Below are 26,141 nucleotides of genomic sequence, written 5' to 3' on the forward strand. Positions count from 1 at the left end.
CATGAAATCACCTGTCGAGGGTCGACTGCACCATCGCCGAGGCCCGGCCCACGGTTGACCGCCCGGCAGACGGGTAAGCCGGGAAGCCGCGCGGGTGGCCGGACATCGACGACCCTCCCGGTTGCCGCGCACACCTCGGGGGGCCCATGGCGGACGCGACACCGACCGGACCGACGACGTCGGGCGGGATCGTGGAGCTGCGGGTGCACGGTGTCTCCGGCGCGGGCGCGGACCAGGTGTTGGACCGGCCGTACGTGCACCAGGTCGCCGGGGACCGCAGCGGCGGTTTCTACCGACCGCGCCCCGGCTATCCGGACTCCACCGGGACGGACGGGGTGACGCTGGAGGCGTACCGCTGGAGTGACCTGCCGTCCGGCACGGCCGTGCGGACGCTGTCGCTGGTCTTCCTGCTGCCGTTCATGCTGTGCAACGTGGCGCTCTGGATGCGCCCGGCGAACACCGTCTCGAAGCGCGGCTTCATGGCGCTGTGCCGGGTGCTCGCCCTCACCCTCACCGTGCTCTACGTGCTCTCCATCGTCGGGGTGGCGCTGGACCTGGTCGCGTGGCGCTGCATGGACAGCCCGTCGTGCCTGGCCGGCCGGAGCTGGCTGTCCTGGCTCGGTGGGCGCCCGCCCGGGCTGCGCCTGGGAGTGCTGGCGCTCGTGCCGGTCGCCGCCATCGGGCTGGTCTGGTGGCTGGGCGCCCGCCCGGGCCATTCGTTCGACGCGTTCCGGACGCCGTCGACGCCGACGTCGAAACACCAGTTGAGCGCCGTCGGCCAATGGGACGGCGAGCCGCTGGTGGGTCGGCTGCGCTCGGTCCACGTCGCGGCGGCGTTCACCACGCTGAGCGCCAGCCTGCTGGCCGCGCGGGCCAGCCAGCACCGCTCGTGGGTGATGGTGACCCTGCTGACGGCCACCGGGGCGGCGCTGCTGGCCTGTCTGATCCTGGTCACCGTGGTGCCGAGCATGGACCGCACCGACCCGTCGCCCCGGGTGGACGGCGTCTTCCGCGGGCTGCGCATCATCGCCTGCGGCCTGACGATGCTGGTGGCCGTGCACGTCGTCATCAGCCCGGCACCGTGGCCGCAAGGCGGTGCGCTGCCCGGTTACGGCGCGATCGTGGCCTGGCTGTTCGTCAGCCAGACGGTGCTGGTGATCGCGCTCGCCGCGCTGGTGATCTGGCGACGGGGCGGCGGGCAGAGCCGGTCACCCATCCGCGCGTTGGGAGCGCCGGTCTTCATCACGATCTCGGCCGGCCTCGCCGTGGCGTTCTCGGCCGAGCTGGTCTACCGGGTGGCGGACCTGCTCGACCGCGAGGGGACGACCGCGGACGGCCTGGAGACCAGCCCTCCCCTGGCGTACAAATGGGCGATCTTCGGGTTTTTCCTGGCAGTGGTGACCGCGCTGCTGGTGGCCGGCCTGGTCACCAGGCTGACCCGGCGCGGGCGGCGGCGGGCCGCGCGCGCGATCGTGGCCGCCGACTTCCCGGACGCGCCGCCGCAGGCGGCGGACCGGCTGCGGCGGGTGGAGCAGGCGGTGGCGCGGGCCCGCTTCACCGAACGGTTGGAGCCGCTCTCCGTGGTGTACGCCGGCCTGGCGGCGCTCGGCCTGGCCACCAGCGTGCTCGGCCTGCTCCAGCTCCTACCCGGCGACGTGGCGCAGCGCTACGTCGGAGTGCCGGAAAACATGGTCAACTTCCTGATCGGGTCGGGTAGCTACGTGATCGCCGCGATCCTGCTCGGCCTGGTGGTGGGCGGCATCTTCGCGTACCGGACGGCGCAGTTCCGTCGGTACGTGGGGGTCCTCTGGGATCTGGGCACCTTCTGGCCCCGCGCGGCGCACCCGTTCGCGCCGCCCTGCTACGCCGAGCGGGCCGTGCCGGAGTTGGCCAAGCGGATCACCTACCTGGTGGAACAGGGGCACGGTGTGCTGCTTGCCGGACACAGCCACGGCTCGGTGCTGCTCGCCGCCACGGTCCTGCAACTGCCCACCCGGATCACCGAGCGGGTAGCCCTGCTGACCTACGGGTCGCCGCTGGGCCGCCTGTACTCCCGCCTGTTCCCCGCCTACGCCGACGAGCCGGCGCTGCGGGAGATTGGCGAACGGATCGGCTGGCGCTGGATCAACCTGTGGCGCGACACCGACCCGATCGGCGGCTGGATCTTCGCCTCCCACCGTCCCGGGGAGGCCGAGACGCTGACCGGTCCGCCGGCGACTGTGGACCGGCGGTTGACCGACCCGCAGGACGTGGTGCCGGCACCCAGCGACAGCGTTCCCCCACCGATCCTCGGGCACTGGCCGTGTGAGTCGCAGGAGGCGTTCGGGGACGCGGTACGGGACCTCACCGCGCGACTACGCCGCGCGCGCCCGGCACGCGACTGAGCCGGCCGGTACGACTACTCCGGCGGCCGGATATCGTCGCCTGGTGACCCCGTCCAAGCCATCCGCCCGCCGGTTGATCGCCTCGAACAAGAAGGCCCGGCACGAGTACACGGTGCTGCGCACGTACGAGGCGGGCATCGTGCTGGTCGGCACCGAGGTCAAGTCACTGCGCGAGGGGCGGGCCTCGCTGGTGGACGCGTTCGCGCACGAGCGCGACGGCGAGATCGTGCTGTACGGCCTGCACATCGCCGAGTACACCTACGGCACGTGGACCAACCACGCCCCGCGTCGCAACCGCAAGCTGCTGCTGCACCGCGCCGAGATCGACCGGATCCTGGACAAGGTCCGCGAGGGCGGGGTGACCCTCGTTCCGCTGTCGATGTACTTCGAGAACGGCTACGCCAAGGTCGAGTTGGCCCTCGCCAAGGGCAAGCGCTCCTACGACAAGCGGCAGACGCTGGCCGAGCGCGACGCCAACCGGGAGATCGCCCGCGAGCTGGGCCGGCACCTCAAGGGCCACCCCCGCCGGCCCTGACGCCGCAACGGGTCGTCCGCACGCGCCCCAGGGAGCCGCAGGCGTCGTGAGACCGAGAAGTCAGACGCAACTGCTGGCCCTGCTACCCCCTCGTTCACGCGGTTGCTGCCCATGCCGGGCTTTCGCCATGGCAAATGCGGCCGTTAGGGTGAGCGGGTGACGACGTACCGGATCGGGGAGGCGGCCGACCTGCTCGGCGTCAGCGCCGACACCATTCGCCGCTGGGTGGACGCCGGGCGCCTGACGGCCGGGCGCGACGAGCACGGCCACCGGGTCGTCGACGGCGTCGACCTGGCGTCGTTCGCTCGCGCTCAGGCCACCGACCCGGATGCGGGCGCCGAGTTCTCCTCGGCCCGCAACAGGTTGCGCGGCATCGTGGTCGACGTCCGCAAGGACACGGTGATGGCCCAGGTCGACATCCAGGCGGGCCCGTTCCGGGTCGTGTCGCTGATGAGCCGGGAGGCCGTCGACGAGCTAGACCTGCGGGTCGGTTCGGTGGCCGTTGCGGTGATCAAGTCGACAACGGTCGTGGTGGAGCGGGCCGCACCCGCCCCGGCTCGCGGACGGTCGGCCAGATGAACGCGGTGACGGTCGCGCGGAGCAGGCGTACGGCGGTGGCTGTCCTGGTGGCGGCGGGCCTGGCGGTGGCCGGCTGCGGCGCGGGCGGCGACGGCCGGGCAACCGGCGGCGGTGGGGACGGGCGGGTGACCGGCCCGGTGACCGTGTTCGCGGCGGCCTCGCTGACCGAGTCGTTCACCCGCATCGGGAAGGACTTCGAGGCCGCCAACCCGGGCAGTCGCGTGACCCTCAACGTCGCCGGCAGTTCCGCCCTGGCCAACCAGATCACCCAGGGGGCGCCGGCGGACGTGTTCGCCTCGGCCGCCCCGGCGAACATGACCACTGTCGTCGAGGCCGGCGACGCCGACGGCGCGCCGAGCGTCTTCGCCCGCAACCAGCTGGTGATCGCGGTGCCCCGGGGCAACCCGACGGCAGTGGCCGGCCTGGCCGACCTGACCGGCCCGGGTGTGAAGGTGGCGCTCTGCGCCAGTCAGGTTCCCTGCGGCGCGGCGGCCCGCACCGCCCTGGACGCGGCCGGCGTCGCGCTGACGCCGGTCACCTTGGAACGGGACGTCAAGGGTGCGCTCGCCAAGGTCAAGCTCGGCGAGGTCGACGCGGCACTGGTCTACCGCACGGACACGCGGGCGGCGAGCGCCGACGTGACCGGCGTGGAGTTTCCCGAGTCGGCGCGGGCGGTCAACGACTATCCGATCGTCGCGTTGAAGGACGCGCCGAATCCGAACGGCGCACGGGCCTTCGTCGCGTACGTCCGTTCGGCGCCGGCGCAGGCGGTCCTCGCCGAGGCGGGGTTCCAGGCTCCGTGAGGCAGGTCCACACCCACGACGCACGCCGCGGTCGCCCGGCCACGTCTCGACGGCGGGGGCGGGTGCCGGCGGCGTTGGTGATCCCCGCCGGGCTGGGGTTGCTGTTCCTCGTCCTGCCGTTGGCGGGGCTGCTGATCCGGACACCGTGGACGACCCTGCCCGAGCGGCTCACCGAGCCGGGCGCGTTGACCGCCCTGCGGCTGTCGGTGCAGACCGCCACCCTGGCCACCGCGCTCTGTCTGCTGCTCGGGGTGCCGCTCGCCTGGGTCCTGGCCCGGATCGAGTTTCCCGGCCGTCGGCTGGTACGCGCGCTGGTCACCGTGCCGCTCGTGCTGCCGCCGGTGGTCGGTGGGGTGGCGCTGTTGCTGGTCTTCGGTCGGCGGGGCCTGCTCGGCGGCTGGCTCGACAGCACGTTCGGCATCACCCTGCCCTTCACGACCACGGGTGTCGTGCTGGCCGAGGCGTTCGTCGCCATGCCGTTCCTGGTGATCGCCGTGGAGGGTGCGCTACGTGCCGCCGACCACCGCTTCGAGGAGGCCGCTGCGACGTTGGGCGCCAGCCGGTGGACCACCTTCACCCACGTCACGCTGCCGCTGGTGGCGCCCGGCCTGGCCGCCGGGGCGGTGCTCTGCTGGGCGCGGGCGCTCGGCGAGTTCGGTGCCACCATCACCTTCGCCGGCAACTACCCCGGTCGGACGCAGACCATGCCGCTCGCCGTCTACCTGGCGTTGGAGACGGACCTGGAGTCCGCGATCGTGCTCAGCCTGGTGCTGCTCGTCGTGTCGGTGGGCATCCTGGTGGCGCTGCGGGACCGCTGGATGACCACCGCATGAGCGACCGGCTTCTCGACGCGCGGCTCGTCGTCGACCGGGGCGTCTTTCGGCTCGACGTGCCGCTGCGGGTCGCGCCGGGCGAGGTGGTGGCGCTGCTCGGTCCGAACGGTGCCGGCAAGACCACAGCGCTGCGGGCGCTGGCCGGCCTGCATCCCCTCACCGACGGGCACGTCACCCTCGACGACGTCGACCTGGACCGCCCGGCGACCGGTGGCTGGGTGCCCACCGAACGCCGGTCGATCGGCGTCGTCTTCCAGGACTACCTGCTGTTTCCGCACCTCAGCGCATTGGACAACGTGGCCTTCGGGCCGCGCCGGCACGGCGTCGAGCGGCGGGCCGCCCGCGCCACGGCCCGGGAGTGGCTGGGCCGGGTGGGGCTTGACGCGCAGGCGCAGCGCAAGCCGCGGCAGCTCTCCGGCGGCCAGGCGCAGCGGGTGGCGCTGGCCCGCGCGCTGGCCGTGGCGCCGTCGCTGCTGCTGTTGGACGAGCCGCTCGCCGCGCTGGACGCCCGCACCCGGCTGGACACCCGCGCGGAGCTGCACCGGCACCTGTCGGCGCACGCGGGCGCGACGGTGCTGGTCACCCACGACCCGCTGGACGCGCTGGCGTTGGCCGACCGGCTGGTCATCGTCGAGGGTGGCCGGGTGGTGCAGGAGGGCGACGGGTCGAGCGTCACCGCCCGCCCGCGCACCGACTACGTCGCCCGGCTGGTCGGGCTGAACCTGTACCGGGGTCGCGCCGACGGGCACGGGGTGCGGGTGTCGCCGGAGCTGACCCTCACTGTCGCCGACCGGTTGGACGGCGAAGCGTTCGTGGCGTTCCGTCCGGCCGCGGTGGCTCTGCACCCGGCCCGGCCGGAGGGCAGCCCACGGAACACCTGGGCGGGCACAGTGACCGGCGTCCAGCGCCACGGTGACAACGTGCGGGTGCAACTGGACGGACCGATCGGGGTGGCCGCCGACGTCACGCCGGCCGCCGCCGCACAGCTACGGCTGATCCCCGGCCAGCGGGTCTGGGTGGCGGTCAAGGCGACCGAGACCCACGCGTACCCGGCCACGGGCTGACCCGACGCCGGCCACATCGTCACCCGCGCGGGTGCAGCCAACGCCGCGCGGACGCGGGTCAGCCGGCGAGCAGGTCGGCGTGTGCGGCGCGCAGCCGGGCCAGCGTCGGGTCGCTGCCCGGGACGACCCGGCTGTCCAGCTCGGCCCACGCCTCGGCCAGCGCCGCGCGGACCGCGCCAAGCTCGGCGGCGTGCCGCTGTGTGCTGCGTCGGTGCTGCTCCTCGAGGCGACGGGCCCAGCCGGCGGTGACCGTCGCGAGCCGGTCGGCGTCGGCGCGGGCCTGGGCGCCGCTGCGGGCGGCTGCGGCGGGGACGATCGCGGCGACCGGGCGGGGATCGCCGTCGCGGGTGACGACGGTGACCGCGTCGGTCAGCTCGGCCAGCGCGACGAGCTGGCTGAACCGGGTGCGCGCCTCACGCAGCGGCACGGAACGCGGCGGGTCGGAATGAGGGGTGAGCGCGGGGACGGCCATGGATGCATGGTGCCGCGCGGGTATGACAACTATTCGCTGTCGTCAGTGGACGGTGCGTGGCGGGCGGACCACTCGTCGGCCAGCACCGACCAGACCTCAAGGTCGATCCGACCGTGCGGACCCGGGCTGACCTGGCGCAGCGTGCCGTCGAGGCGCAGGCCGAGCCGGTCGGCGAGGGCCTTGCTGCGGGTGTTGTCGGCGTTGGTCCGCCACTCCACCCGCTGGATGCGACGCCTGCGCACCGCCCAGTCGACGATCCGGCGCACCGCCGGGGCGACCAGGCCCCTGCCCTGCGCCGCCGGCTCCACCCAGCAACCGACCTCGCAGACGCCACGGGTCACGTCGAACGACACGAACATGACCCCGCCGACGAGCGTGCCCCGCCACCACAGCCCCCAGATGCCACCGCTGTCGCTGGCCCAGAGGTCGGCGTACCGCTGCAACACCGCACGGGCCGACGGCAGGTCGGTGGCGACGAACGACGGCGACACCCAGGGTTGGATGTGCTCGCGGGCCCGGTCGAGGTGGGTGAGGAACTCCTCGGCCAGCCACGGGTTCAACGGGCGCAGCTCGACGTCCTCGGTCAGCGGCAGGGCGAACACCGGGCCTCCACTCAGTGCGATTCTCAGGTCCGTAGGAGGCTCGCACAGGCACCTCGTCGAGGCACGGCCGCCCTCCGCTCACTGCGGCAGGTGGGTCCGCAGCGCGGCGAACTGGGCCACGGTCAGGTAGGAGGGGTTGGCGGCGCCGATCAGATGATCATGTGGGTCCAGTAGGTGAGCCAGAGGACGAACAGCACGCCCTGCACCACGGCGAGCGTCGCTGTCAGCCACACGTCGACGCTGGCGTGGCGGGCCCAGCGGGCCAGCACCAGCGCGACCGGGAAAGCGGCGAGCAGATAGCGCAGCAGGCTCTTGTACACCGGCGGGCCCATCGACAGCGGCACCAGCACCATGAGGACGCCGTACACCAGGTAGGCCAGGTCCCGGCGGCGGAACCCGGCGACCAGCACGGCGAGGACGGCCACGGCGAACCACGCCCGAGCGGCGTCGCGCAGCTCCCCGGTCAACCCGTTCAGCAGCACCGGAACGGGGTTCTGCACCTCGATGCCCCATCCGGTCTCCTGGGCGTGCTGGTAGGCGAACCAGTCCCCGCCCCGCCACCGGCAGTACACCATGAAGGTGAACCACCCGGCGGGGAGCAGCAGCAACGGCCAGCCGATCCGGAGGTAGCCGAGCAGGGCGCGCGGCCCGAGCCGCCAGTCGTGCTGCCGCAGCAGCACCAGGGCCAGCGGCAGCGCCACGAGCAGGCCGACGGAGCGGCTCATCGCCAGGAAGTAGCCGATCACGCCGACCAGTAGCCACCGGTGTCGCTCGGCGTAGTAGAAGGTGGCCAACGCGAGGCAGACGAAGAGCGACTCGGTCAGCGCGGCCTGGAACAGGAACGCGGTCGGCAGCAGCACCAGGTACCGGGTGAACCGGCGGGCCGCGTACGCGTCGCCGAGCAGCAGCTCCGCCAGCCGGTAGCCGTACCAGAGCGCCAGCAGGAACCCGACGTTGCTGATCAGCAACAGGGCCAGTGCGGTGTCGCCGCCGAGCAGCACGCCGACCGGCCGGGCCAGGAACGGGTACAGCAGGGGGAAGCCGAAGTCTCGCCACGGCCCGCTCAGGGGCAGCTCGCTCAGCCGTAGGTAGAGCAGCGAGTCCCAGGCGAACCAGAAGGAGATCCACCGGTGCCCGGAGATCTCCCGCTGTTGCGCCCACATCAACGCCTCATCCGGCGGCGGGGCACCGGGGACGCCGTCCCAGGCGTGCAGGACCAGGAGCCCGAGCAGGGTGAGCAGCAGCTTCGCGCCGAGGAACAGGCCGATGACGTACGGCCAGGGCGCCGGCACCCGACGGGCCAGGCGCGCTCCGCCGCGGCCGGCCGCGACGGCCCGGGCGGCCAGCGTCGCCGCGCCGCTGCGCCACCGGTCCATCTGCCCCGCTTCCCCGCTCCCCCGGTCGCCGGCCGCGCGGGGAAGTCGCTCTTCTCGTGGTACGCCGCCAGCGTGCCCCGCCGAAGCGGGGACCAGCTACCACTAAGTGTGACATTCTGCGCATAGCGGGTAGACGCCGCGCCTCAACCACGGCGGTGAGCAGGGAGCGCGTCAGCATGAGTGAGCAGAACGGCACTGTGGTCATCGGTGCGGGGCCGGCCGGGCTCACCGCGGCGTACGAGCTGCTCCGGCACGGCCGCTCGGTGCAGGTGTTCGAGGCCGACGAGGTGGTCGGCGGGATCAGTCGAACAGTGGAGCGCGACGGGTGGCGGTTCGACATCGGCGGGCACCGGTTCTTCACAAAGGTGCCCCGGGTGGAGGCGTTCTGGCACGAGATCCTGCCGGACGAGGACTTCCTGACCCGGCCTCGGATGAGCCGCATCTTCTACCGGGGCGCCCTGTTCAACTACCCGCTCAGTGCCGTGAACGCGCTGCGCAACCTGGGTCTGCCGGAGGCCGTCCGCTGCCTCGGCTCGTACGCCCGCGCCCGGCTGCGGCCGCCACGGGACCAGTCACACTTCGAGGGCTGGGTGTCGGCCCGGTTCGGCTGGCGGCTGTACTCGATCTTCTTCAAGACGTACACCGAGAAGGTCTGGGGTATGCCGGCGGACCGGTTGCAGGCCGACTGGGCGGCGCAACGGATCAAGAACCTGTCGCTGGCCACGGCCATCCGCAACGCGCTGCTGCCCCGGCGTCGACGCACGGACGTGACCAGCCTGATCGAGGAGTTCCAGTACCCGAAGTACGGGCCCGGGATGATGTGGGAGCGCTGCGCCGAGCAGGTTCGCGAGCGGGGCGGGCAACTGTCCACCGGTAGTTGGGTAACGGCCGTGCACCGCGACCCGGCCCGCCGGCGGGCGATCAGCGTGACGATCAACGGCGCGGGCGGGCAGCGTACCGAAGCTGCCGACCACGTGATCTCCTCCATGCCGATCTCGGAGCTGGTGACCGCGCTGCACCCGCCGGCGCCGCCGGAGGTGCTGGCCTGCGCGGCCGACCTGCGCTACCGCGACTTCCTGACGGTCGCCCTGGTCGTGCCGGCGGAGTTCTCGTTCCCGGACAACTGGATCTACGTGCACGACCCGGGGGTACGGGTGGGCCGGATCCAGAACTTCGGCTCCTGGTCGCCGTACCTCGTCAAGGACGGCCGCACCTGCCTGGGCCTGGAGTACTTCGTGTTCGAGGACGACGAGATGTGGCGTACCCCGGATGCCGACCTCGTGGCGCTCGCCACCGCGGAGCTGGAGCGGTTGGGGTTGGTTCGACAGGGCGTGGTGGAGGCCGGTTACGTCGTGCGCATGCCCAAGGCCTACCCGGTGTACGACGAGCGCTACCAGCACAACGTGGACGTGATCCGGGCCTGGCTGACCGAGGCGGTGCCGAACGTGCACCCGGTGGGGCGCAACGGCATGCACCGCTACAACAACCAGGACCACTCGATGCTGACCGCGATGCTCACCGCCGAGAACATCGCCACCGGGAGTAGGCACGACGTCTGGTCGGTCAACGTGGAGCAGGACTACCACGAGGAATCCTCCGGCGGCGACAGCCGGCGGGGCACCGGCCGGGACGCGCCGGTGGTGCCCAGCCGGATCATCGCGGCCCCCATCACCCTGCCGGAGGGGTCCGACGACCGAGCCCCTGTCGCAGCTCCCCCGTCTCACGCGTCGCCAGGCTGACGTCCACTCGTGGGCTCCTGTCTGGACTCGCGTCGCCGTGCGTGGGTACGACCAGTCGAGCGGGTCAGGGTGGTGGAGTGCGGTATACCGCAGAGGTATATCTATGACTCACAGGTATATCGCTCAGCGAGACACGTAGCGTCGGCGAGCCGCTGGCCGCAGCGCAACGGATCACGTCGAGCGTCGGCGCGTGATGCCGTCCAGGATGGTGGTCAGGTTGTGGTTGAAGGTCTCCTCGGCGTTGAGGTGGGCGCCGTCGATGACGAGCCGGGCCACTGTGGGGTACCTGCCGGTTCTCAACATGCGCGTGAGGTAAGGGCCGAGGCTGGCCTGGAAGGCGGCTTCGTCGGTGCCGGTGGAACGTGCGGTGCGTCGTTCGGTGACCTCTCTGCGGACCGATCCGATGATGAAGGCGTTGAGGGCGCCCACCGCTCGCTGGAGATCGTCGATGTCACGCACACCGGGGGCCGCACTGAGCGCCGCGGCGGTCGCTTCGCCCACGGCGAGCGCGTGTGGTCCCAGGTGTGGCCGTCCGCCGAGCACGTCGGAGAACCACTCGTGGTCGAGGGCGGCAGCGCGGGTCGCGTGGGCGATGGCCAGCACCGTGTCGCGCCACCCGGAGCGCTGGCCCACCTCGGCGATCCGGGCGTAGACGACGTCGACCATGAGATCGAGCAACTCCGACTTGTTGATCACGTAGTCGTAGAGCCGCATCGGGCCGACACCGAGCTCTTTGGCGATCTTGCGCAGTGACAGCCCGTCGAGGCCGTGCGCGTCGGCAAGCCGGATCGCCGTAGCGGCGATCTTCTCGCGGCTCAACGGCACCGGCACCGCCCGCGGCTGCGGTTCGGGCCGTTCCCAAACGGACAACGGCTCGCTACCGTACGGTGTATCCACCGATACAGTGTACGGTAGCGCCGTGAGAACGCGAATTGCGATCGCCGGTGGTGGACTCGGCGGGTTGACGCTGGCTCGGATCCTGCACCGACACGGCATCGACGCGGTGGTGTACGACCGGGAAGCAAGCCGATCCGCGCGGCCCCAGGGCGGTGCCCTCGATCTGCACCCGGAGTCCGGGCAACTGGCCCTTGCCGAGGCGGGTCTCGCCGACCGGTTTCGGTCGGAGGCACGACCCGAGGGCGAGGAACATCGCATCCTCGACCCGACCGGACGCATCCTGGTGCACCACGAGCCGCAACCTGGCTCATTCTCCGGACGTCCCGAGATCGACCGGAGCGCACTGCGTGATCTCCTGCTCGACTCCCTCCCCGACGACATGGTTGCCTGGCGGCACCGGCTCGTCGCGGCGACCCCACGACCCGACGAGGGCTGGGAGCTGACGTTCCACGACGGCCACCGAGCCAGCTGCGACATCCTCGTCGGCGCGGACGGCGCGCGCTCAGTCGTCCGGTCGCTGCTGACCGACGTCGGATTGTCCTATGTGGCCACTCTGGTGGAGTTGAGCGTCGACGACGTCGACCGGCGTCATCCCGATCTCGCCGAGCTGGTCGGCCCCGGCAACCTGTGGTGCGTCGGGGTGAACCAGATCCTGGCAGCGCAACGTCTCGGCGACGGCAACCTCCGGGTCGGGATCTCGCTGCGCGCAAAGGACCGGTCCCTGGATACGTACCGCAGTAAGCGCGCCCTGCTGGACCTGTTCGCTGGCTGGAACCCCCGCCTCACCGCACTCATCGAGGCCGCCGAGTGCGCGCCGACGCCACGCCTGATCGAGGCGATGCCCACCGACACGCGTTGGACCAGCCGGCCGGGCGTCACCCTCATCGGCGACGCCGCGCACCTCATGCCACCGGTCGGCGAGGGCGCGAACCAGGCCATGCTCGACGCCGCAGAACTCGCCAGCCGGCTCGCCGCCAACCCGGCCGACCCGAATTCGGCGATTCGGACGTACGAAGAGTCGATGTTCAGCAGGATTCACCCGATCGCCGACATGTCCGCACGGGTCCAGGCGATGACGCTGTCCCCTACCGCTGCGGAGGACATCGTTCGCTTCTTCGCCCGGCCGGCGGAGCCCGCACGCGCAGAATGACATCTGGCGCTGTCGACGCGGCTGGCGATAATCGTTTCATGACGACGGATGTGCACCCCGAATCTGGTCTCCGTAAGGCCACCTTGACCGATCGGGACCTTGTGGAAACATCGTGGGACTACTGCCGAATTCACGCGCTCGCCGTCACTGACGACGAGGGCCCACCGGAAGACTCGACACTGGACTACCGGGAGGACGACGACCTCGACCCCACCGCGCCGTCGGCCACGAAACTGCATCTCGACCTCGACTACATCGTGCGCCGGATCGATCCGGGGCCGATTGGGCAGATTCACTTCTGGGTCGCGCCGGCCACGTTGATCTTCCACAGCGTGTGGGACATCGTCGGCAGCTTGGACTCCATCTGTCTGCCGTTCGAGTTGAAGAGCCTGCGCCAGGAGGCTCCCTCACAGCCAGGGGAGCCCTGCTGGCACCTGGAAGGGCGCGACCTGGACCTGAGGTTCCAGGCGACGGGCTACACCCTCTACCTGCGCCAACCCCCGCGTTACGGCGCTCGGGTGCTCCGGATGGCCGAACGGGGCGGCATCAGCTTCGACCCGAAGCCGTTTGCCTGACCGGCAAGGGCCCGGCCCGACGCCCCAGCGGTGGCGGCGAAACCCGCTGTCGCTCACCGCCGACGGTGTGCGGACCACCCGTCTCCCCACGCTCGGCGCCACTGCCGGCGAGGATCCGGCCGCGGCATCCCTCTGGGGTTTCACGAGAACGGGACGCATGCGTTATTTTCCCCACATATCGAGTCTATTGACGCAGTGCCATACATTGATCACTGTGGTCGCATGAAACCACGGCTGTTCCTCATCGCCGCACTCGCCGCTGTCGTCGCCACCCTCACGGTGCCCTCGGCCGCCCACGCCAACCCCGACGACAGCAACCGCGCGAGCGTTGCCGGAATCTCCGCGCAGGCCATCCAGGCCGGCCCCGACGACAACAACAACGCAAGCGTTTCCGGGATCTCCTCGCAGACCGCTGGCTCCTGCCCCTACACCGCCCTGTGCCTCTACACCGAGGGCGATTTCCGCGGCCGCATGTTCGTGATCTACGCCTGTGGCAACTACGCGCTGTTCAACTGGAACGGCTGGGGGTCCGTCTACAACAACCAGACTCCGAGCTACTGGGCCTATCTACTGGACCAGAACGGCAATGAAGCCCACGGCTTCGTCGACGGAGCCGGCGCAAGCTGGGTGGAGTTCGACCCGTACTGGTACGCCAAGCCCTGCTAGTGCTCTGACCACGAACGTTCACGGTGTGGGTCAGGCTGCCGTTCGTACGGCGGGCTGGCCCCATCGTCGTTGGCGTTCGTAATTCGCAGCCGCTGCTGACCTTCCTAGTCGGACAGCCGCCGCACACGCACGGGCTGTGCCACCGGCACAGCCTCAACGCGGACACGGCGCCCACCTCGGAGGCTGAGCGGCGTGTCATCCAACACCGTGAACGTTCGTGGTCAGAGCACCAGCTGGTCAGGCCGTGCCTAGCGACGAAGTCCTGATCGGGCCGGTTAGGGCTTGCGGGCCACCGCGCCGTAGATGGAGGCGTCGGTTAGGGGCGGGCGCTGCTCAGGTGGCACCTGAGGCCGCCACTCAGTGACCGGGACGATGCCCGGTTCGGCCAGCTCCAGACCGGTGAAGAAGCGGGCGAACTCGGCGCGGTCGCGGGGGACGGCGTCCTGCTTCATCCGGCCGGCGGCGAACTCGGCCTCCATCCGCCTGACGATCTCGGCGGGGATGTGGTCGGTGGTGAAGTGGGTCAGCGCCAGCCAGCTTCCCGACGGCAGCGCGTCGAGCAGGCGGGCAACCTGCTCGTGTGGGCGGTCGTCGTCGGTGAGGAAGTGCGTCACGGCGATGAGCACCAGCGCCACCGGTCGGGACAGGTCCACTGTGGCGTGCAGCTGCGGGTCGGCGAGGATCTTCTCCGGGTCGCGCAGGTCGGCGTCCAGGTAGGCGGTGGCGCCGGCCGGGTCGCTGGTCAGCAGCGCCCGGGCGTGGACCAGCACCATCGGGTCGTTGTCGACGTAGACCACCCGGGAGTCGGGGGCGACGGACTGGGCCACCTCGTGGGTGTTGTCGGCGCTCGGGATGCCGGTGCCGATGTCGAGAAACTGCCGGACGCCGACCTCGTCGGCGAGGAACCGGACCGCCCGGCCGAGGAAGGCTCGGTTTTCCCGGGCGAGCGTGCGCACCCCTGGGTAGACGGCCGCGATCTGGTCGCCGGACTCCCGGTCGACGGCGAAGTTGTCCTTGCCGCCGAGCCAGTAGTTGTAGCGGCGAGCCGGATGCACGGTCGTGGTGTCGATCCGGTCGGCACCGCGACCCTCGGGCAATTCCGACGTGGACGGCACCGTCATGAGACCTCCCCAGGTCGGTGGAACACGCAGCATCCACAGCGTCACCGGACGTATCCAGAGGACAGCTTAGGCCGTACCCATCGGTTCGTGGGGTCACCGAGGCGCGGACGTCGCCGGGGCGGGAAACCGCTTACCAGCAAGCTATTGACGGTCGTCACTGGCTGTCAGTACCGTGGTGCGGGCAGCGAGAAAGCGCTTTCCGACCCCTCACCGTCCGACAGGGAGCGCCCCCATGCCCCGACACCTCCGTGCGTTCTGCCTGATCCTGCTCGCCATCGCCACCGTGGTGAGCACCACCACCGCCCTGCCCGCCGAGGCCGCCCCGCGCTTCCGGGTGTTGGTCTTCTCCAAGATCACCAACTTCTACCACGACTCGATCCCGGCCGGCATCGCAGCGATCCAGCAGCTCGGCGCCGCCCACAACTTCGAGGTCGTCGCCACCACCGACGCGGCGGCCTTCACCGACGCCAACCTCGCCACCTTCGACGCTCTCGTGTTCAACAACACCAACAGTCTCCCGACCTCGGGTGACCTGCTCAACGCCAGCCAGCGGGCCGCGTTGCAGACGTTCATCCGCAACGGCGGTGGTTGGGCCGGCCTGCACGCCGCGTCGGCCAGCGAACGTGACTGGCCCTGGTACGAGGGCCTGGTCGGCACGATCTTCGACTACCACCCCGACTTCTCGTCCACCGGCGGCACCTTCCCCGGCCGGGTCAAGGTGCTCGACCGGGCGCACCCCTCGACGCGCAACCTGCCGGAGCTCTGGGAGCAGAGCGAGGAGTGGTACAACTGGCGGACCAACCCGACCGGCAACGTGCACACCCTCGCCCAGATCAAGGTGCGCGACGGGATCAACGGCCTGGACGAGGGCGTCGACCACGCGTACTCCTGGTGTCAGCGCTACGACGGCGGCCGGTCCTGGTTCACCGCAGGCGGGCACGCCAGCTCCCAGTTCAGCACCCCGACCTTCCTGGAGCACCTGCGCTACGGCATCGAGTGGGCGGCCGGCGCGGTCGCCGGTGACTGCTCGGCCACCAAGACCAGCAACTTCGAACGGGTGGGGCTGGTCACCGAGAACCTGGCCGACCCCTTCGAGCTGGCCGTCGGCCCGGACCGGAAGGTCTACTACATCCAACGCACCGGCGCGCTGAAGGTGGTCAACTCCGACACCCTCCAGGTCACCACGCTGCTGGACTTCGCGTACACCTCGGCGATGACCGACCAGTCCGACGGGCTGCTCGGGATGACCCTGGACCGCAACTTCGCCAGCAACGGCTGGATCTACCTGCTCTGGTCGGACAAGACCCTCAAACAGCTCAACCTGTCCCGGTTCACTGTCGCCAACAACAGCGTCGCGCTCTCCTCGGAGAAACGCCTGCTGACCGTCCCCACCTACCGGGGTGAGGGCCGGGCCAACTCGCACATGGGCGGGTCGCTGGCAATGGACGCCGCCGGGCGGCTCTACGCGGCGATCGGTGACAACACCGACCCGTTCGCCTCCAGCGGCTACACCCCGGTCGACGAGCGCGCCGGCCGCGCCGCCTGGGACGCCCAGGGCACCGCCGGCAACACCAACGACCTACGCGGCAAGATCCTGCGGATCACCCCACAGTCCGACGGTACGTACACGGTGCCCAGCGGCAACCTCTTCCCGGCCGGCACCGCGAGGACCCGGCCGGAGATCTACGCGATGGGCATGCGCAACCCGTTCCGGATCACCGTCGAACCGCAGACCAACGCGGTGCTGGTGGCCGACTACGGTCCGGACGCCCGCGCCGCCGACCCCAACCGCGGTCCGGAGGGGACTGTCGAGTTCAACCGGATCACCAGCGCCGGCAACTTCGGATGGCCGTACTGCGTGGGCAACAACATCCCGTTCAACGACTACAACTTCGCCACCAACACCTCGGGGGCGAAGTTCAACTGCGCCGCACCGGTGAACAACTCACCCAACAACACCGGCCTGACCACCCTGCCGGCGGCGAAGTCCGCGCTGGTCTGGTACGCGTACTCCGCCTCCACCCAGTTCCCCGAGCTGGGCACCGGCGGTGGCGGGCCGATGAGCGGCCCGGTCTACGACTACGACCCGGCCAACACCCGCACCACGAAGTTCCCCGAGTACTTCGAGGGCAAGTGGATCACCTATGAGCTGACCCGCAGGTGGTTCAAGACGCTGTCGATCCACAAGACGGCGCAGACCTTCAGCAACACGCGCTTCGGCCCGACCGCCGTGGGTGACCTCCAGTCGATCAACGGGATCTTCGGCAACATGAGCTGGATCCAGCCCTTCGAGGCGGAGTTCGGCCCGGACGGTTCGCTCTACGTCATCGACTTCGGCGAGGGCACCGGCAGCGGTCGCGGCGGCAGCAACGCCGGCGCGGGCATCTACCGGATCGACTACGTCGCCAACGGGCGGCCACCGACCGCGAAGATCGCCGCCACCCCGGACACCGGACGTACGCCGCTCGCTGTGACGTTCTCCTCCGCCGGGTCGTCCGCCGGTGACGGGTCGGCGCTCAGCTACGCCTGGGACTTCACAAACGACGGCAGCACCGACTCCACCGCCGCCAACCCGAGCCACACCTACTCCACGGCCGGGAAGCACACCGCCCGGCTGACAGTGCGCAACAGCGGCAACGGGTTGACCGCCACAGCGGTCACCGACGTGGTGGTCGGCAACACCCGACCGACGGTGACCATCACAGTGCCCGACGGCGGGTTCTTCGACTTCGGCGACAAGATCCCGTACACGGTGACGGTCACCGACCCGGAGGAGAGCGCCATCGACTGCGCCAAGGTGACAGTGCAGACGCAGCTCGGCCACGACTCGCACGCCCACCCGCTCGACGTCTACACCGGTTGCTCCGGGCTGCTTGCCACCGAGGCGGACGCCGGTGACGGCCACGGGCCGGGGCAGAACCTCTACACCCTGATCACCGCGCAGTACACCGACGGTGGCGCGGCCGGCGGCGTACCGGCGCTGACCGGCTCGACCCGCGTGCAGTTGCAGCCCAAGAGCAAGGAGGCCGAGCACTTCAGCGCCCAGTCCGGCGTCACCGTCAACGACCGGGCCACCGCCCGCGCCGGCAAGCGGCTCGGCGAAGTCGACCACAACGACTGGGTGGCGTTCGGGCCGGCGGACCTGCGCAACGTCGGCTCGGTGACGCTCGGGGTGACCAACGGCGGGCTCGGCGGCACCATCGAACTGCGCACCGGCTCGCCCACCGGCACGCTGATCGGCACGGCCACCATCGGCTCCACCGGCGGGTGGGACAACCTGGTCTCCCCCACCGTCACGCTGACCAACAAGCCCACCGGCACGACCACCCTGTACGCGAAGTTCGTCAACGCCGCCCAGGTCAACGGCACCCCGGACCTGCTCGCCCTCGACTGGCTGCGGTTCAACGGCGCCGGGGTCAAACAGGAGCCGAGCGGGACGTTGTCCCTGGCCGCCAACCCGACCGGCGGCACCGCACCGCTGACCACCACGCTCACCGCCACGGCGACGGCGCCGTCCGGGCAGAGTATCACCGACTACGCGTGGGACTTCGGCGACAACAGCGCCATCACGCACGGATCGACACTACGGTCGACGGCGCACAGCTACCCCCGCAAGGGGACCTACACCGCCCGGGTGACGGTCACCTACACCAGCGGGGAGACCCGCTCGCTCAACCTCACCATCACTGTCACCTGACCGTCGGGCGACGGCGGGCGGGGGTCAACCCCGTCCGCCGCCGCTCGGCAGGGCGTGCCGCGTCGCAGCCGGGCCTTCAGGGGAGGGTGACCTCGGCCTCGGACAGGAGCTTCCGCACGTTCGCGCCGTGCGCGGCGGCCTGGTCGTGCAGGCGGGCGGCGGGCCCGGGGCCCCACAGCCGGGCGGCCAACTGCCGGTACTCCGGGAGCTTGGGCATCTTGCTGTCCAGACGGAACAGGATGGCCAGCGGGCGGCGGCGCCACCAACGGCTGATCCAGTCGACCGGCTGCGTCACCAGCAGGGCGCCGTAACTGGTCGGCAAGGTCGGGGCGGCGGCCACCTTGACCGCCTTCTCCGTCAGGTTGAGCATCTCGGTCACCGAGACCGCCTCGCGTCGCGGGCCGCTCGCCTCCTCCAGCAGGGTTCGGTAGCGGGCCAGCAGTCTGCGACGCTCGCGGATCGTGTCGGCGGCCTGCAACTCGGCCTTGAAGTCACCGAAGTAGCGGCGGTAACCGCTGAACTCGTCTCGGACCCGGAGCAACTGCTCGGGAATGTCCCTGAGACGGGACGCGCGGGACAGCACGAGCGCGGCGATCGGCGGGATCGGGATCGTCGACATGGCCGTCCACTCGGCGACGACGTCGCCTCCGGTGAGCGGCTCCTCGAGCGATTCGGCGATCTTGTCGTACAGCTGGCGCGGCAGCGACCGGTAGGTCTTCTGCAGGGTGCCGGCGACGAACGGCACGCGATCGAAGTCCGGGAAGTAGTCGAGGCCGTGCGCGGCGGCCACGACCAGGTAGCCGTTGCCCCTGTGCATCCGGTCCTTGACCAAGGCGTCCCCCGCGCTGGCAAAGCCGCCGAGCCCGTCGACCTGGGCGAGGAGGTTGTTCAGGCCGGTCGTGTAGTCCAGGCCGACCACCGCGCCGGTCTCGCCGGCAGCCGACGGGTCGTCGCCGTCGCCGTCAGTGACCCGCTTCGCGAGTTCGTCGGGCAGTCGCAGCGCGACCCGGCGGAGTTCGTCGCGCGACAGAGTCGGCGCAAACGTCCGGTACAGCCCCTCGCGAGCGAGCCGGCTGCTGAGGCCACTGACGTACTCGCCCGAGGCGCCCAGTGCCTCCATGCGGTCGAGGAGAACCGTGGCCTCGCAGAGCGAGCAGAGATCGAGGAACCTGGGGAGGGTCAGTGCCTCCGGCCGGGACAGGACGCCACTGGCGTTGGCCACCAGCGTCTGCGTCACCAGCGCCACATTCTGATCGTTCCCGGCCACGGCGCCCATTCTAGGATCGACCCATGATGCTGGGATCGACGGGTGTCGAGGTGATCGAGTTCGCCGGAACAGATCTCTGCGCCGTCCGCGAGCTGGTGGCGGGCGGCCAGATCGTCCTGCTCCGCGACGAGGTGCCCGCCGACCACAAAACGGATCAGTGGCCGCGGGACATCGTCGAGTCGGTCGGCGAGTGCGCCGCGGTGCCACTGTCTGGTCTCACCGGCGAGGGCGGGCCGCGCTACCCGCTGGTGATCGGGCAACGCGAGAGCATCCGTTACCTGTGCTCCTATGCCGACCGGGTGCCGCCGCCGCCATTTCCGTACGAGGCCCGGCCGGTGGTGACCGACTACCGCGAGTTCCGGGACCTGTGGGTGGCCGAGCCGGGCCGGTTCACGCCGGACACGGACGGCTACGCCATCGGCCACACCCTGGCGCGCCTGCACTCCCTCAAGATCCTGCACGGCGACGCGCATCGCGGCAACTGGCTGTTCGACCACGAGGGCCGGGCGCTGGTGGCCGACCCGAGGCCGGTGTTTCTCCACTGCCCGCCGAGCCCGGAGCAGTGCGCTACCGACATTCGCCCGCTGCTGCCCGCCCTGGACTCGAACGGCTGGATCAGCTTCCGGCTCAGCTACCGCAAGACCTGGCCGGAAGAGGGCCGGGTGATCGACCTGATCCAGCTCACCGACCTGACCGGCTGGGCTGCCGCGTTCCGGATGCGGGACTACGAGCGGGCCGCCGAGCTGATGGGCCGCCAGCTCACCGGCGAGTGCACCCCGATCGTGCGCGTCATGCTGCTCGCCAACCGGGCGATGGCGCGCAGCCGCATCGGCCGCCACGACGACGCGTTGCGGGACATCCTCGACGCCGCCCGGTTGGCGAAGGAACGCAGCCCACACGTCGCCAACGGACTAGGGATCGCCCTGGCCGTCGTGTGGTGCGACCAGGGCGACCGGGCGGCGGCACTGGAGGCGTTGTCGAGGGTGACCGGGCAACCCGAACAGTTGCTCGCCAGGCTGGAGCCGGGCGACACGCAGCTCCCGATCATGAATATGTGAGCCCACCGCCGGTGCCAAGGGCGATCAGTCGGCCGCAGCCTCAGGTGCTGCGGCAAGGCTGCCATGTGCTGCCCACCTCCGGTCGACAAAGCCGTGGACGATGGCTGTCGTACCAGTGTGTGAGGGTTCGGGACATGGCGACTTTCGTTCTGATCCATGGCGGCGGGGGCAGCGCCTGGGACTGGCATCTCCTTGTCCCCGAGCTGACCAGCCGCGGCCACGACGTGGTCGTACCGGAACTGCCGATCGAGGACAGATCCGCAGGGTTCGCCGAGTTCTGCCAGACGGTCGTCGACGCGATCGGCGACCGGGGCGACCTCGTGATCGTCGGGCACTCCTACGGTGCGTTCACCGCGCCGCTCATCGCCGACAAGCTGCCGGTGCGGCTGCTCGTCCTGCTCACACCGATGGTCCCCAAGCCCGGTGAAAGGCCCGGTGACTGGTGGGCCAACACCGGTTACCGCAGCGCCGAGGGGCTCACTGAGGAGCAGCAGTTCTACAACGGTGTCCCGGCCGAGATCCTCGCGGAGGCAGCATCACACAGCCGGGACCAGGTCAGTGCGGAGGGCGACGAGCCGTGGCCCCTGGACGCCTGGCCAGACGTGCCGACGACGGTGCTCCTCGCACGCGAGGACCAGTTCTTCCCGGCGGACTTCCAGCGCCGGGTTGCCGCCGACCGACTCGGCGTCGTCCCGGACGAGATCGACGGTGGGCACTGCGTGTCACTCAGTCACCCGACGCAACTCGCCGACCGTCTCACCACGTACCCGCTGCTCTGAAGGCGGGACCACGGCCGTCACGGCCCGAACCTTCGGCGCCTCAGCGGGCTGATCAGCCGCAGACGCTTGCCTTCAAGCGGCCGGGGTGGAACAGGTACACGAGCTACGGTCGAAGGCCCACAGCTACCAGGATGCGGGCGAGGTAGATCTTGGACAATCTCCGTTCTCGGGGCGGGCTCAACCGATGGTTGCAACATCCTTTCGTGATCGTCGTTGGGGTGGTTATGGCGTCGAGGTTGAGCCCGCTGGAGCGGGAGCAGATCGGGTTGGGTCGGGCTGCGAATGAATCGCTGCGGTCGATCGCTCGCAGGTTGGAGCGGTCGGTGTCGACGATCTCGCGGGAGGTGGGTCGGTTCGAGCGTTATGGGCAGCGGTATCAGCCGTTGATGGCGCAGTGGGCGTCGTTTCTGCGGCATAACCGGTCCGGGCGGGTGCCGCGGTTGGCCGTTGATGGGCCGTTGCGTGAGGTGGTGCTGGATATGCTGCGGCGGCGTCGTTCGCCGCAGCAGGTCAGTGCTCGGCTGCGGGTGCAGTTCCCGGACATGCCGGAGATGTGGGTGTCGCACGAGACGATTTACCAGGCGATCTACCTGCAGGCGCGGGGCAACCTGCGCGCGGAGTTGACGCGGCAGGTGGCGTTGCGATCGGGTCGGGCGGCTCGCCGTCGTCGGGCGGTGCCGGCCGGGGCGGTGCGCTCGGCGCGGCCGTGGGTGAACCTGCGTATAGCTGACCGGCCGGCTGAGGTCGCTGACCGGGCGGTGCCTGGTCATTGGGAGGGTGACTTGCTCGAGGGGGTCCGTCGGGGTGGGCGTGGTGGTTCCGCGATCGCCACGTTGGTGGAACGCGCTACCCGGTTCGTGATTCTGGTCGGGCTGCCCGAGGGCAAGGTGTCCGAACACGTCGTGTCCCAGTTGGCCGCGGCGATGAACTGGCTCCCGCAGCGGTTGAGGGCCTCGCTGACCTGGGACCAGGGCGTGGAGATGGCCCGCCACCGTGACTTCACCATCGCCACCGACTGCCCGGTCTACTTCTGCGACCCCCACAGCCCCTGGCAACGCGGCAGCAACGAGAACACCAACGGGCTGCTACGCCAGTACTTCCCCAAAGGCCAATTCGACTTCACCACTATCGACCAAACCGGCCTCGACCACGTCGCCGACGAACTCAACGACCGCCCCCGCATGACCCTCGGCTGGGCCACCCCAGGTGAGAAAATGACCCAGCTCCTAGGTGTTGCAACCACCAGTTGAGCCCGCCCGGGTAACGGAAATTGTCCATGATCTACGTTGCGGCGCGGGTAGAGCTGTTCAGGTCGGACGGTGGCAGGTACGACCGGTAGCCGCCGCAATGTCGCGGGTGACGAAGCAACGGTGGGGCGGTGCACGTCGGCACCGCCCCACCGATCATGAACGGTTACTGCCAGGAACTCTGTTGGGTGTAGACGAGGTTGCCGGGGACCACAGTGCCGTTGGTGCTGTACTCGGTGTACGCCCAGAAGTCACCCTCGGCCAGCGGCTTGTTCGGCTTCAGCGTGAAGTTGAAGCCCTGACCGCGCTCCGAGGTGGAGGGCAGTGTGAGGGTGGCACCCGAATACTTGGCGTTACGGCCGATGATGGCGTGGCCCAGCTCGAAGTCGACGACGGGACCACCTGGGTACTGTGCGAACACGTACGCGGTGTAGCGCCCCGGCTCGGGCAGGAACTTGTACGCCTGCTCGGCGCTGGTCCAGAACCTGTCACTGCTGTAGACGAGGGTGCCGCCCTTGTACAGGTAGAGATCGAGGTTCGTGTTCGGATCGGCGGTGTTGGCCTCGACGACAATGCCGGCGGTGTTCGCCGGCACCGTGAAGTCGACCTTCTTCACTCCGGTGGCGCTCGGGTCGAACACGCCCCCGTAGACGCCGGCCGGCATCGAGTACGACGTGCGCCGCATCGGGGTGTAGCCGGTGCTGCGACCGACGAGCGGGCCGGTGAAGCCCGGCTGGACCATGCCGAAGGCACCGTTGGCCATCCGGGCGAACTCCTCGCCGTCGTCCGCGTACGGCCGGGCCGCGATGCCCCAGGGACGGGCGGCGACCGGGATCCGGGCGCTGTGCGCCTTACCCTGCCAGGTGATCGACCCGGTCACGTACCGGTCCCAGGGCGCGCTGCCCCGACGCAGCGTGATGGTGACCGTCGCGGACTTGCCGGGCGCCAGGGTCACCGATGCCGGCGACACGGTGACCTTCATGCCGGGCAGACCGGACACGGACGAACGGTAGGTCTCCCGCGCCTTGCCCACGTTGGTCAGGGTGCGGGTGAGGGTCACCGGGCGGGTCCCGTCGTACTCGCGCAGCGAGATGGCCGGCAGGTTGAGTGCCTTGCCGTCGGGTTCGGTCGTCTCGCTGAACTCGATCAGCTCCGCCGCCGTGGGCTCGATGACCAGTCCCGGGTCGGTGGCCCGGGGCAGATTGATGAAGCCGCTGCCCTGTTCCAGGGGGTTGCTGGTGCCGACGGTGTCGGTGGCGGTGGTGCGCAGCGCGGAGGCGACCGCGCCGGGTGACCAGTCCGGGTGGGTGGCGCGCAGGATCGCCGCCGCCCCGGCCACGTACGGCGATGCCATCGAGGTGCCGGAGTACGCGTCGTACTGTCGCCCGAAGTTGCCCGCCGGTGAGACCGCGGCGATGATGTTCGACCCGGGCGCGACCAGGTCCGGCTTGAAGACGCCCAGGGTCACCTTGTCCGGGCCGGTGGAGGAGAAGTCCGCCACGCTCGGTATGCCCGGGACGCTGGAGCCGTCACCGCCGGTGCGCAACGACACGGTCGCGTCGGTAGGGTGGCGCATCAGGTAGTTGAACAGCGCGCCGGCCTGCTTCTCGGTCGGCAGGTAGACCACCGGGAAGTTGAAGATGGAGTTGATCCGGTAGTTGCCGACCGGGTCGAACACCACCATCGCCGCCCCGCCCTTGGCCTTGATCTCGGCGGCGGAGCCGAACATGTCGGACAGCGCGCAGGCGACCACCTTGCCCTTGATCTTGGCGGGGTCCAGGCTGCCGGGCTCGCAGTAGACCGCGCCCAGATCGGGCGAGCCGGCCTGTTCACCGAATACCAGCGGCCGTGCGCCACCGCCGGGCAGGGCGTCCAGCGAGCCGCCGACCAGCTTCGTGCCGTCGCCCAGCTTGGCGGTGGCCTCGTCGAGCTTGGTCACCGCGGCGCCGACAGTGGTCACCCAGGGGGCCGCGTTGCTGATGGCTCCACTCACGATGCCGGTGTTGCCGGCCGACGCCGCGACGAAGACTCCGGCCAGCGAGGCGTTGAGGAACGCCACGCCGATGGGGGTGTTGGCCTCCCAGTCGCCGAGCTGCGAGCCGATCGAGAAGTTCAGCACCTGCACGCCGTCGGCGACGGCCGCGTCGATGCCGGCGATGATGTCGGCGTCGTAGCCCATGCCACCCCAGAGCACCTTGTAGACGGCGATCTGGGCATCCGGCGCCACCCCGGTGACGGGGCCGAAGCGGCGACCGTCGATCGTGACGTTCGAGATCGGCAGGCCGGCCGCGGTGGAGGCGGTGTGGGTGCCGTGCCCGGACGCGTCGCGGGGGGACAGGAACTCGCCCTCGGGCACCGAGCCACCGCCGGCGAGCCACGAGTCGGCGAAGTACCGGGCACCGACGATCTTGCCGTTGCAGTGCTCGGCCACGAAGGCCACACCGGCCTGGCAGGTGCCGTGCCAGTTCGCGGGAGCGGGCATCTTCTTGGCGAACGACGCGCTCTCCGGCCAGATGCCGGTGTCCAGGACGCCGATCACCATGCCCGCGCCCGTGCCGGGGCCGGGCTTGGCCGGCCGGCCGGAGCGGTCCGTCGGCGCCGACTGGTCCGCGTCACTCGAGGTGGCGGGCGTCGGGTTGGCGGCGGTCGCCGTGGTCGCTGTGGGCGGCGCCGAGGGAGTGCCGAGGGCCCGCGAGACGGTGACGGCGCGGACGCGCCTGTCCGCCCGCAACGTGCTCACCTGCTGGGTGGTCAGCTTCGCCGAGAACCCGTTGAAGGCGGTGGTGTAGACGGCGTTGACGGTGACCCCGGCCGCGGCGGCGACGGAGCTTCGCTGCGTGTCGAGGTGCCGGCGGTACGCCTGCGACGGCGTCGACGTCACGTCCAGCCGGTTACCCGCCGCCGGGCGGGTCCGGGCCAGACCGGACACCCCACCGGTGTACGTGGTCAACGGGTCCTCGGCCAACTCGACGACGTACATGCCGGAGCCGGTCTCGTCGACGGCTGCCTTCGGCGTGGCCGCACGGTCGCCGCCGGGTCGGCGGTCCGCCCCGTCGGTCAGGGTGACCTTCTTGTCGGACCCGGCGGTGAAGTAGCCGGCGCCACTGCCGTTACCCGACGACCCCGCGGGTGCCGCCGACGCCGTTCCCGCTACACCGGTGGTACCGGTGATCAGCGCGACGACCAGCGTAGGTATCGCCAGTCTTCGCAGCCTGTTTCCGCTCGTGCCTGTAGCCACGAGGCTCCTCTCGGTTGCTCCCTTGTGGAGCGTTTCTCATTGATCGCGACCCGCACTGG

21 protein-coding genes are annotated in these 26,141 nt (G+C 70.5%); 14 read left to right on the top strand and 7 right to left on the bottom strand.

Translation table 11 applies throughout. The features are described from left to right. Positions 1 to 146 precede the first annotated feature (146 nt). The 6 genes from ABZ794_RS27740 to ABZ794_RS27765 all read left to right on the top strand — a co-directional run bounded on the left by ABZ794_RS27740 (position 147) and on the right by ABZ794_RS27765 (position 6,198). Entirely contained in the window at positions 147 to 2,384 is a 2,238-nt protein-coding gene (locus tag ABZ794_RS27740; RefSeq protein WP_357518294.1) for a hypothetical protein, read from the top strand. Between the two features lie 43 nt (positions 2,385 to 2,427). Then, positions 2,428 to 2,919 (top strand): SsrA-binding protein SmpB, encoded by a 492-nt coding sequence (smpB, locus tag ABZ794_RS27745; RefSeq protein ID WP_210782286.1) that lies wholly within the window; start codon positions 2,428 to 2,430, stop codon positions 2,917 to 2,919. A gap of 156 nt (positions 2,920 to 3,075) precedes the next feature. Continuing rightward, on the top strand, positions 3,076 to 3,498 hold the full coding sequence (locus ABZ794_RS27750) for a MerR family DNA-binding transcriptional regulator (protein ID WP_210782284.1): 423 nt from the start codon (positions 3,076 to 3,078) through the stop codon (positions 3,496 to 3,498). Further along, the gene (modA, locus tag ABZ794_RS27755; protein WP_357518296.1) at positions 3,495 to 4,301 is read left to right on the top strand and encodes a molybdate ABC transporter substrate-binding protein; all 807 of its coding nucleotides are present in this window, start codon (positions 3,495 to 3,497) and stop codon (positions 4,299 to 4,301) included. The genes ABZ794_RS27750 and modA overlap by 4 nt, the downstream gene beginning before the upstream one ends. Continuing rightward, the gene (gene modB / locus ABZ794_RS27760) at positions 4,298 to 5,134 is read left to right on the top strand and encodes a molybdate ABC transporter permease subunit (protein ID WP_210782280.1); all 837 of its coding nucleotides are present in this window, start codon (positions 4,298 to 4,300) and stop codon (positions 5,132 to 5,134) included. The genes modA and modB overlap by 4 nt, the downstream gene beginning before the upstream one ends. Continuing rightward, positions 5,131 to 6,198 carry an ABC transporter ATP-binding protein gene (locus tag ABZ794_RS27765; protein WP_357518298.1) on the top strand — a complete coding sequence of 356 codons (1,068 nt, stop codon included), beginning with the start codon at positions 5,131 to 5,133 and terminating at the stop codon, positions 6,196 to 6,198. The genes modB and ABZ794_RS27765 overlap by 4 nt, the downstream gene beginning before the upstream one ends. Positions 6,199 to 6,256: 58 nt before the next feature. Here the strand turns inward: ABZ794_RS27765 and ABZ794_RS27770 are convergent, their stop codons facing one another. From ABZ794_RS27770 to ABZ794_RS27780, 3 genes are all read right to left on the bottom strand, one after another. Continuing rightward, positions 6,257 to 6,670 (bottom strand): type II toxin-antitoxin system Phd/YefM family antitoxin, encoded by a 414-nt coding sequence (locus ABZ794_RS27770; RefSeq protein WP_112590058.1) that lies wholly within the window; start codon positions 6,668 to 6,670, stop codon positions 6,257 to 6,259. 29 nt (positions 6,671 to 6,699) lie between these two features. Next, on the bottom strand, positions 6,700 to 7,272 hold the full coding sequence (locus tag ABZ794_RS27775; RefSeq protein WP_357518300.1) for a GNAT family protein: 573 nt from the start codon (positions 7,270 to 7,272) through the stop codon (positions 6,700 to 6,702). A 149-nt stretch (positions 7,273 to 7,421) separates the two neighbouring features. Continuing rightward, positions 7,422 to 8,648: a hypothetical protein gene (locus ABZ794_RS27780; protein WP_238688757.1), complete on the bottom strand. Its 1,227-nt coding sequence runs from the start codon at positions 8,646 to 8,648 to the stop codon at positions 7,422 to 7,424. Positions 8,649 to 8,824: 176 nt separating this feature from the next. Between ABZ794_RS27780 and ABZ794_RS27785 the strand changes: the two genes are divergently transcribed. Continuing rightward, the gene (locus ABZ794_RS27785; RefSeq protein ID WP_357518303.1) at positions 8,825 to 10,387 is read left to right on the top strand and encodes an NAD(P)/FAD-dependent oxidoreductase; all 1,563 of its coding nucleotides are present in this window, start codon (positions 8,825 to 8,827) and stop codon (positions 10,385 to 10,387) included. A 171-nt stretch (positions 10,388 to 10,558) separates the two neighbouring features. Here ABZ794_RS27785 and ABZ794_RS27790 read toward each other — a convergent pair whose 3' ends face one another. After that, positions 10,559 to 11,284 (bottom strand): TetR/AcrR family transcriptional regulator, encoded by a 726-nt coding sequence (locus ABZ794_RS27790; protein WP_357518305.1) that lies wholly within the window; start codon positions 11,282 to 11,284, stop codon positions 10,559 to 10,561. Between the two features lie 22 nt (positions 11,285 to 11,306). On the opposite strand from ABZ794_RS27790, the gene ABZ794_RS27795 reads away from it, so the two are divergent. The 3 genes from ABZ794_RS27795 to ABZ794_RS27805 all read left to right on the top strand — a co-directional run bounded on the left by ABZ794_RS27795 (position 11,307) and on the right by ABZ794_RS27805 (position 13,675). Next, positions 11,307 to 12,434, top strand: a complete 1,128-nt coding sequence (locus ABZ794_RS27795; protein WP_357518307.1) for an FAD-dependent monooxygenase — start codon at positions 11,307 to 11,309, stop codon at positions 12,432 to 12,434. 38 nt (positions 12,435 to 12,472) lie between these two features. Further along, on the top strand, positions 12,473 to 13,009 hold the full coding sequence (locus ABZ794_RS27800; RefSeq protein WP_238688752.1) for a hypothetical protein: 537 nt from the start codon (positions 12,473 to 12,475) through the stop codon (positions 13,007 to 13,009). Between the two features lie 222 nt (positions 13,010 to 13,231). Next, entirely contained in the window at positions 13,232 to 13,675 is a 444-nt protein-coding gene (locus ABZ794_RS27805) for a peptidase inhibitor family I36 protein (RefSeq protein ID WP_357518310.1), read from the top strand. A 275-nt stretch (positions 13,676 to 13,950) separates the two neighbouring features. Here ABZ794_RS27805 and ABZ794_RS27810 read toward each other — a convergent pair whose 3' ends face one another. Further along, complete coding sequence (locus ABZ794_RS27810) at positions 13,951 to 14,796, bottom strand: SAM-dependent methyltransferase (RefSeq protein ID WP_238688750.1); 846 nt, start codon at positions 14,794 to 14,796, stop codon at positions 13,951 to 13,953. 232 nt (positions 14,797 to 15,028) lie between these two features. On the opposite strand from ABZ794_RS27810, the gene ABZ794_RS27815 reads away from it, so the two are divergent. Then, positions 15,029 to 18,493: a ThuA domain-containing protein gene (locus ABZ794_RS27815; RefSeq protein ID WP_357518312.1), complete on the top strand. Its 3,465-nt coding sequence runs from the start codon at positions 15,029 to 15,031 to the stop codon at positions 18,491 to 18,493. Between the two features lie 76 nt (positions 18,494 to 18,569). Here the strand turns inward: ABZ794_RS27815 and ABZ794_RS27820 are convergent, their stop codons facing one another. Beyond that, a complete protein-coding gene (locus ABZ794_RS27820) occupies positions 18,570 to 19,760 on the bottom strand; it encodes a hypothetical protein (RefSeq protein WP_210782256.1) in 1,191 nt (396 codons plus the stop codon). A 23-nt stretch (positions 19,761 to 19,783) separates the two neighbouring features. Between ABZ794_RS27820 and ABZ794_RS27825 the strand changes: the two genes are divergently transcribed. From ABZ794_RS27825 to ABZ794_RS27835, 3 genes are all read left to right on the top strand, one after another. Then, positions 19,784 to 20,818 carry a hypothetical protein gene (locus ABZ794_RS27825; RefSeq protein WP_357518314.1) on the top strand — a complete coding sequence of 345 codons (1,035 nt, stop codon included), beginning with the start codon at positions 19,784 to 19,786 and terminating at the stop codon, positions 20,816 to 20,818. Positions 20,819 to 20,952: 134 nt separating this feature from the next. Then, positions 20,953 to 21,597 (top strand): alpha/beta hydrolase, encoded by a 645-nt coding sequence (locus ABZ794_RS27830; RefSeq protein WP_357518316.1) that lies wholly within the window; start codon positions 20,953 to 20,955, stop codon positions 21,595 to 21,597. Positions 21,598 to 21,821: 224 nt separating this feature from the next. Next, positions 21,822 to 22,847, top strand: a complete 1,026-nt coding sequence (locus ABZ794_RS27835; protein WP_357518367.1) for an IS30 family transposase — start codon at positions 21,822 to 21,824, stop codon at positions 22,845 to 22,847. Positions 22,848 to 23,010: 163 nt separating this feature from the next. Here ABZ794_RS27835 and ABZ794_RS27840 read toward each other — a convergent pair whose 3' ends face one another. Continuing rightward, positions 23,011 to 26,082, bottom strand: coding sequence for a S8 family serine peptidase (locus ABZ794_RS27840; RefSeq protein WP_357518318.1), 3,072 nt, complete (start codon positions 26,080 to 26,082; stop codon positions 23,011 to 23,013). Positions 26,083 to 26,141: the final 59 nt, after the last annotated feature.

The organism is Micromonospora sp. NPDC047187 (genome assembly GCF_040643355.1).
GTDB lineage: Bacteria > Actinomycetota > Actinomycetes > Mycobacteriales > Micromonosporaceae > Micromonospora > Micromonospora salmantinae.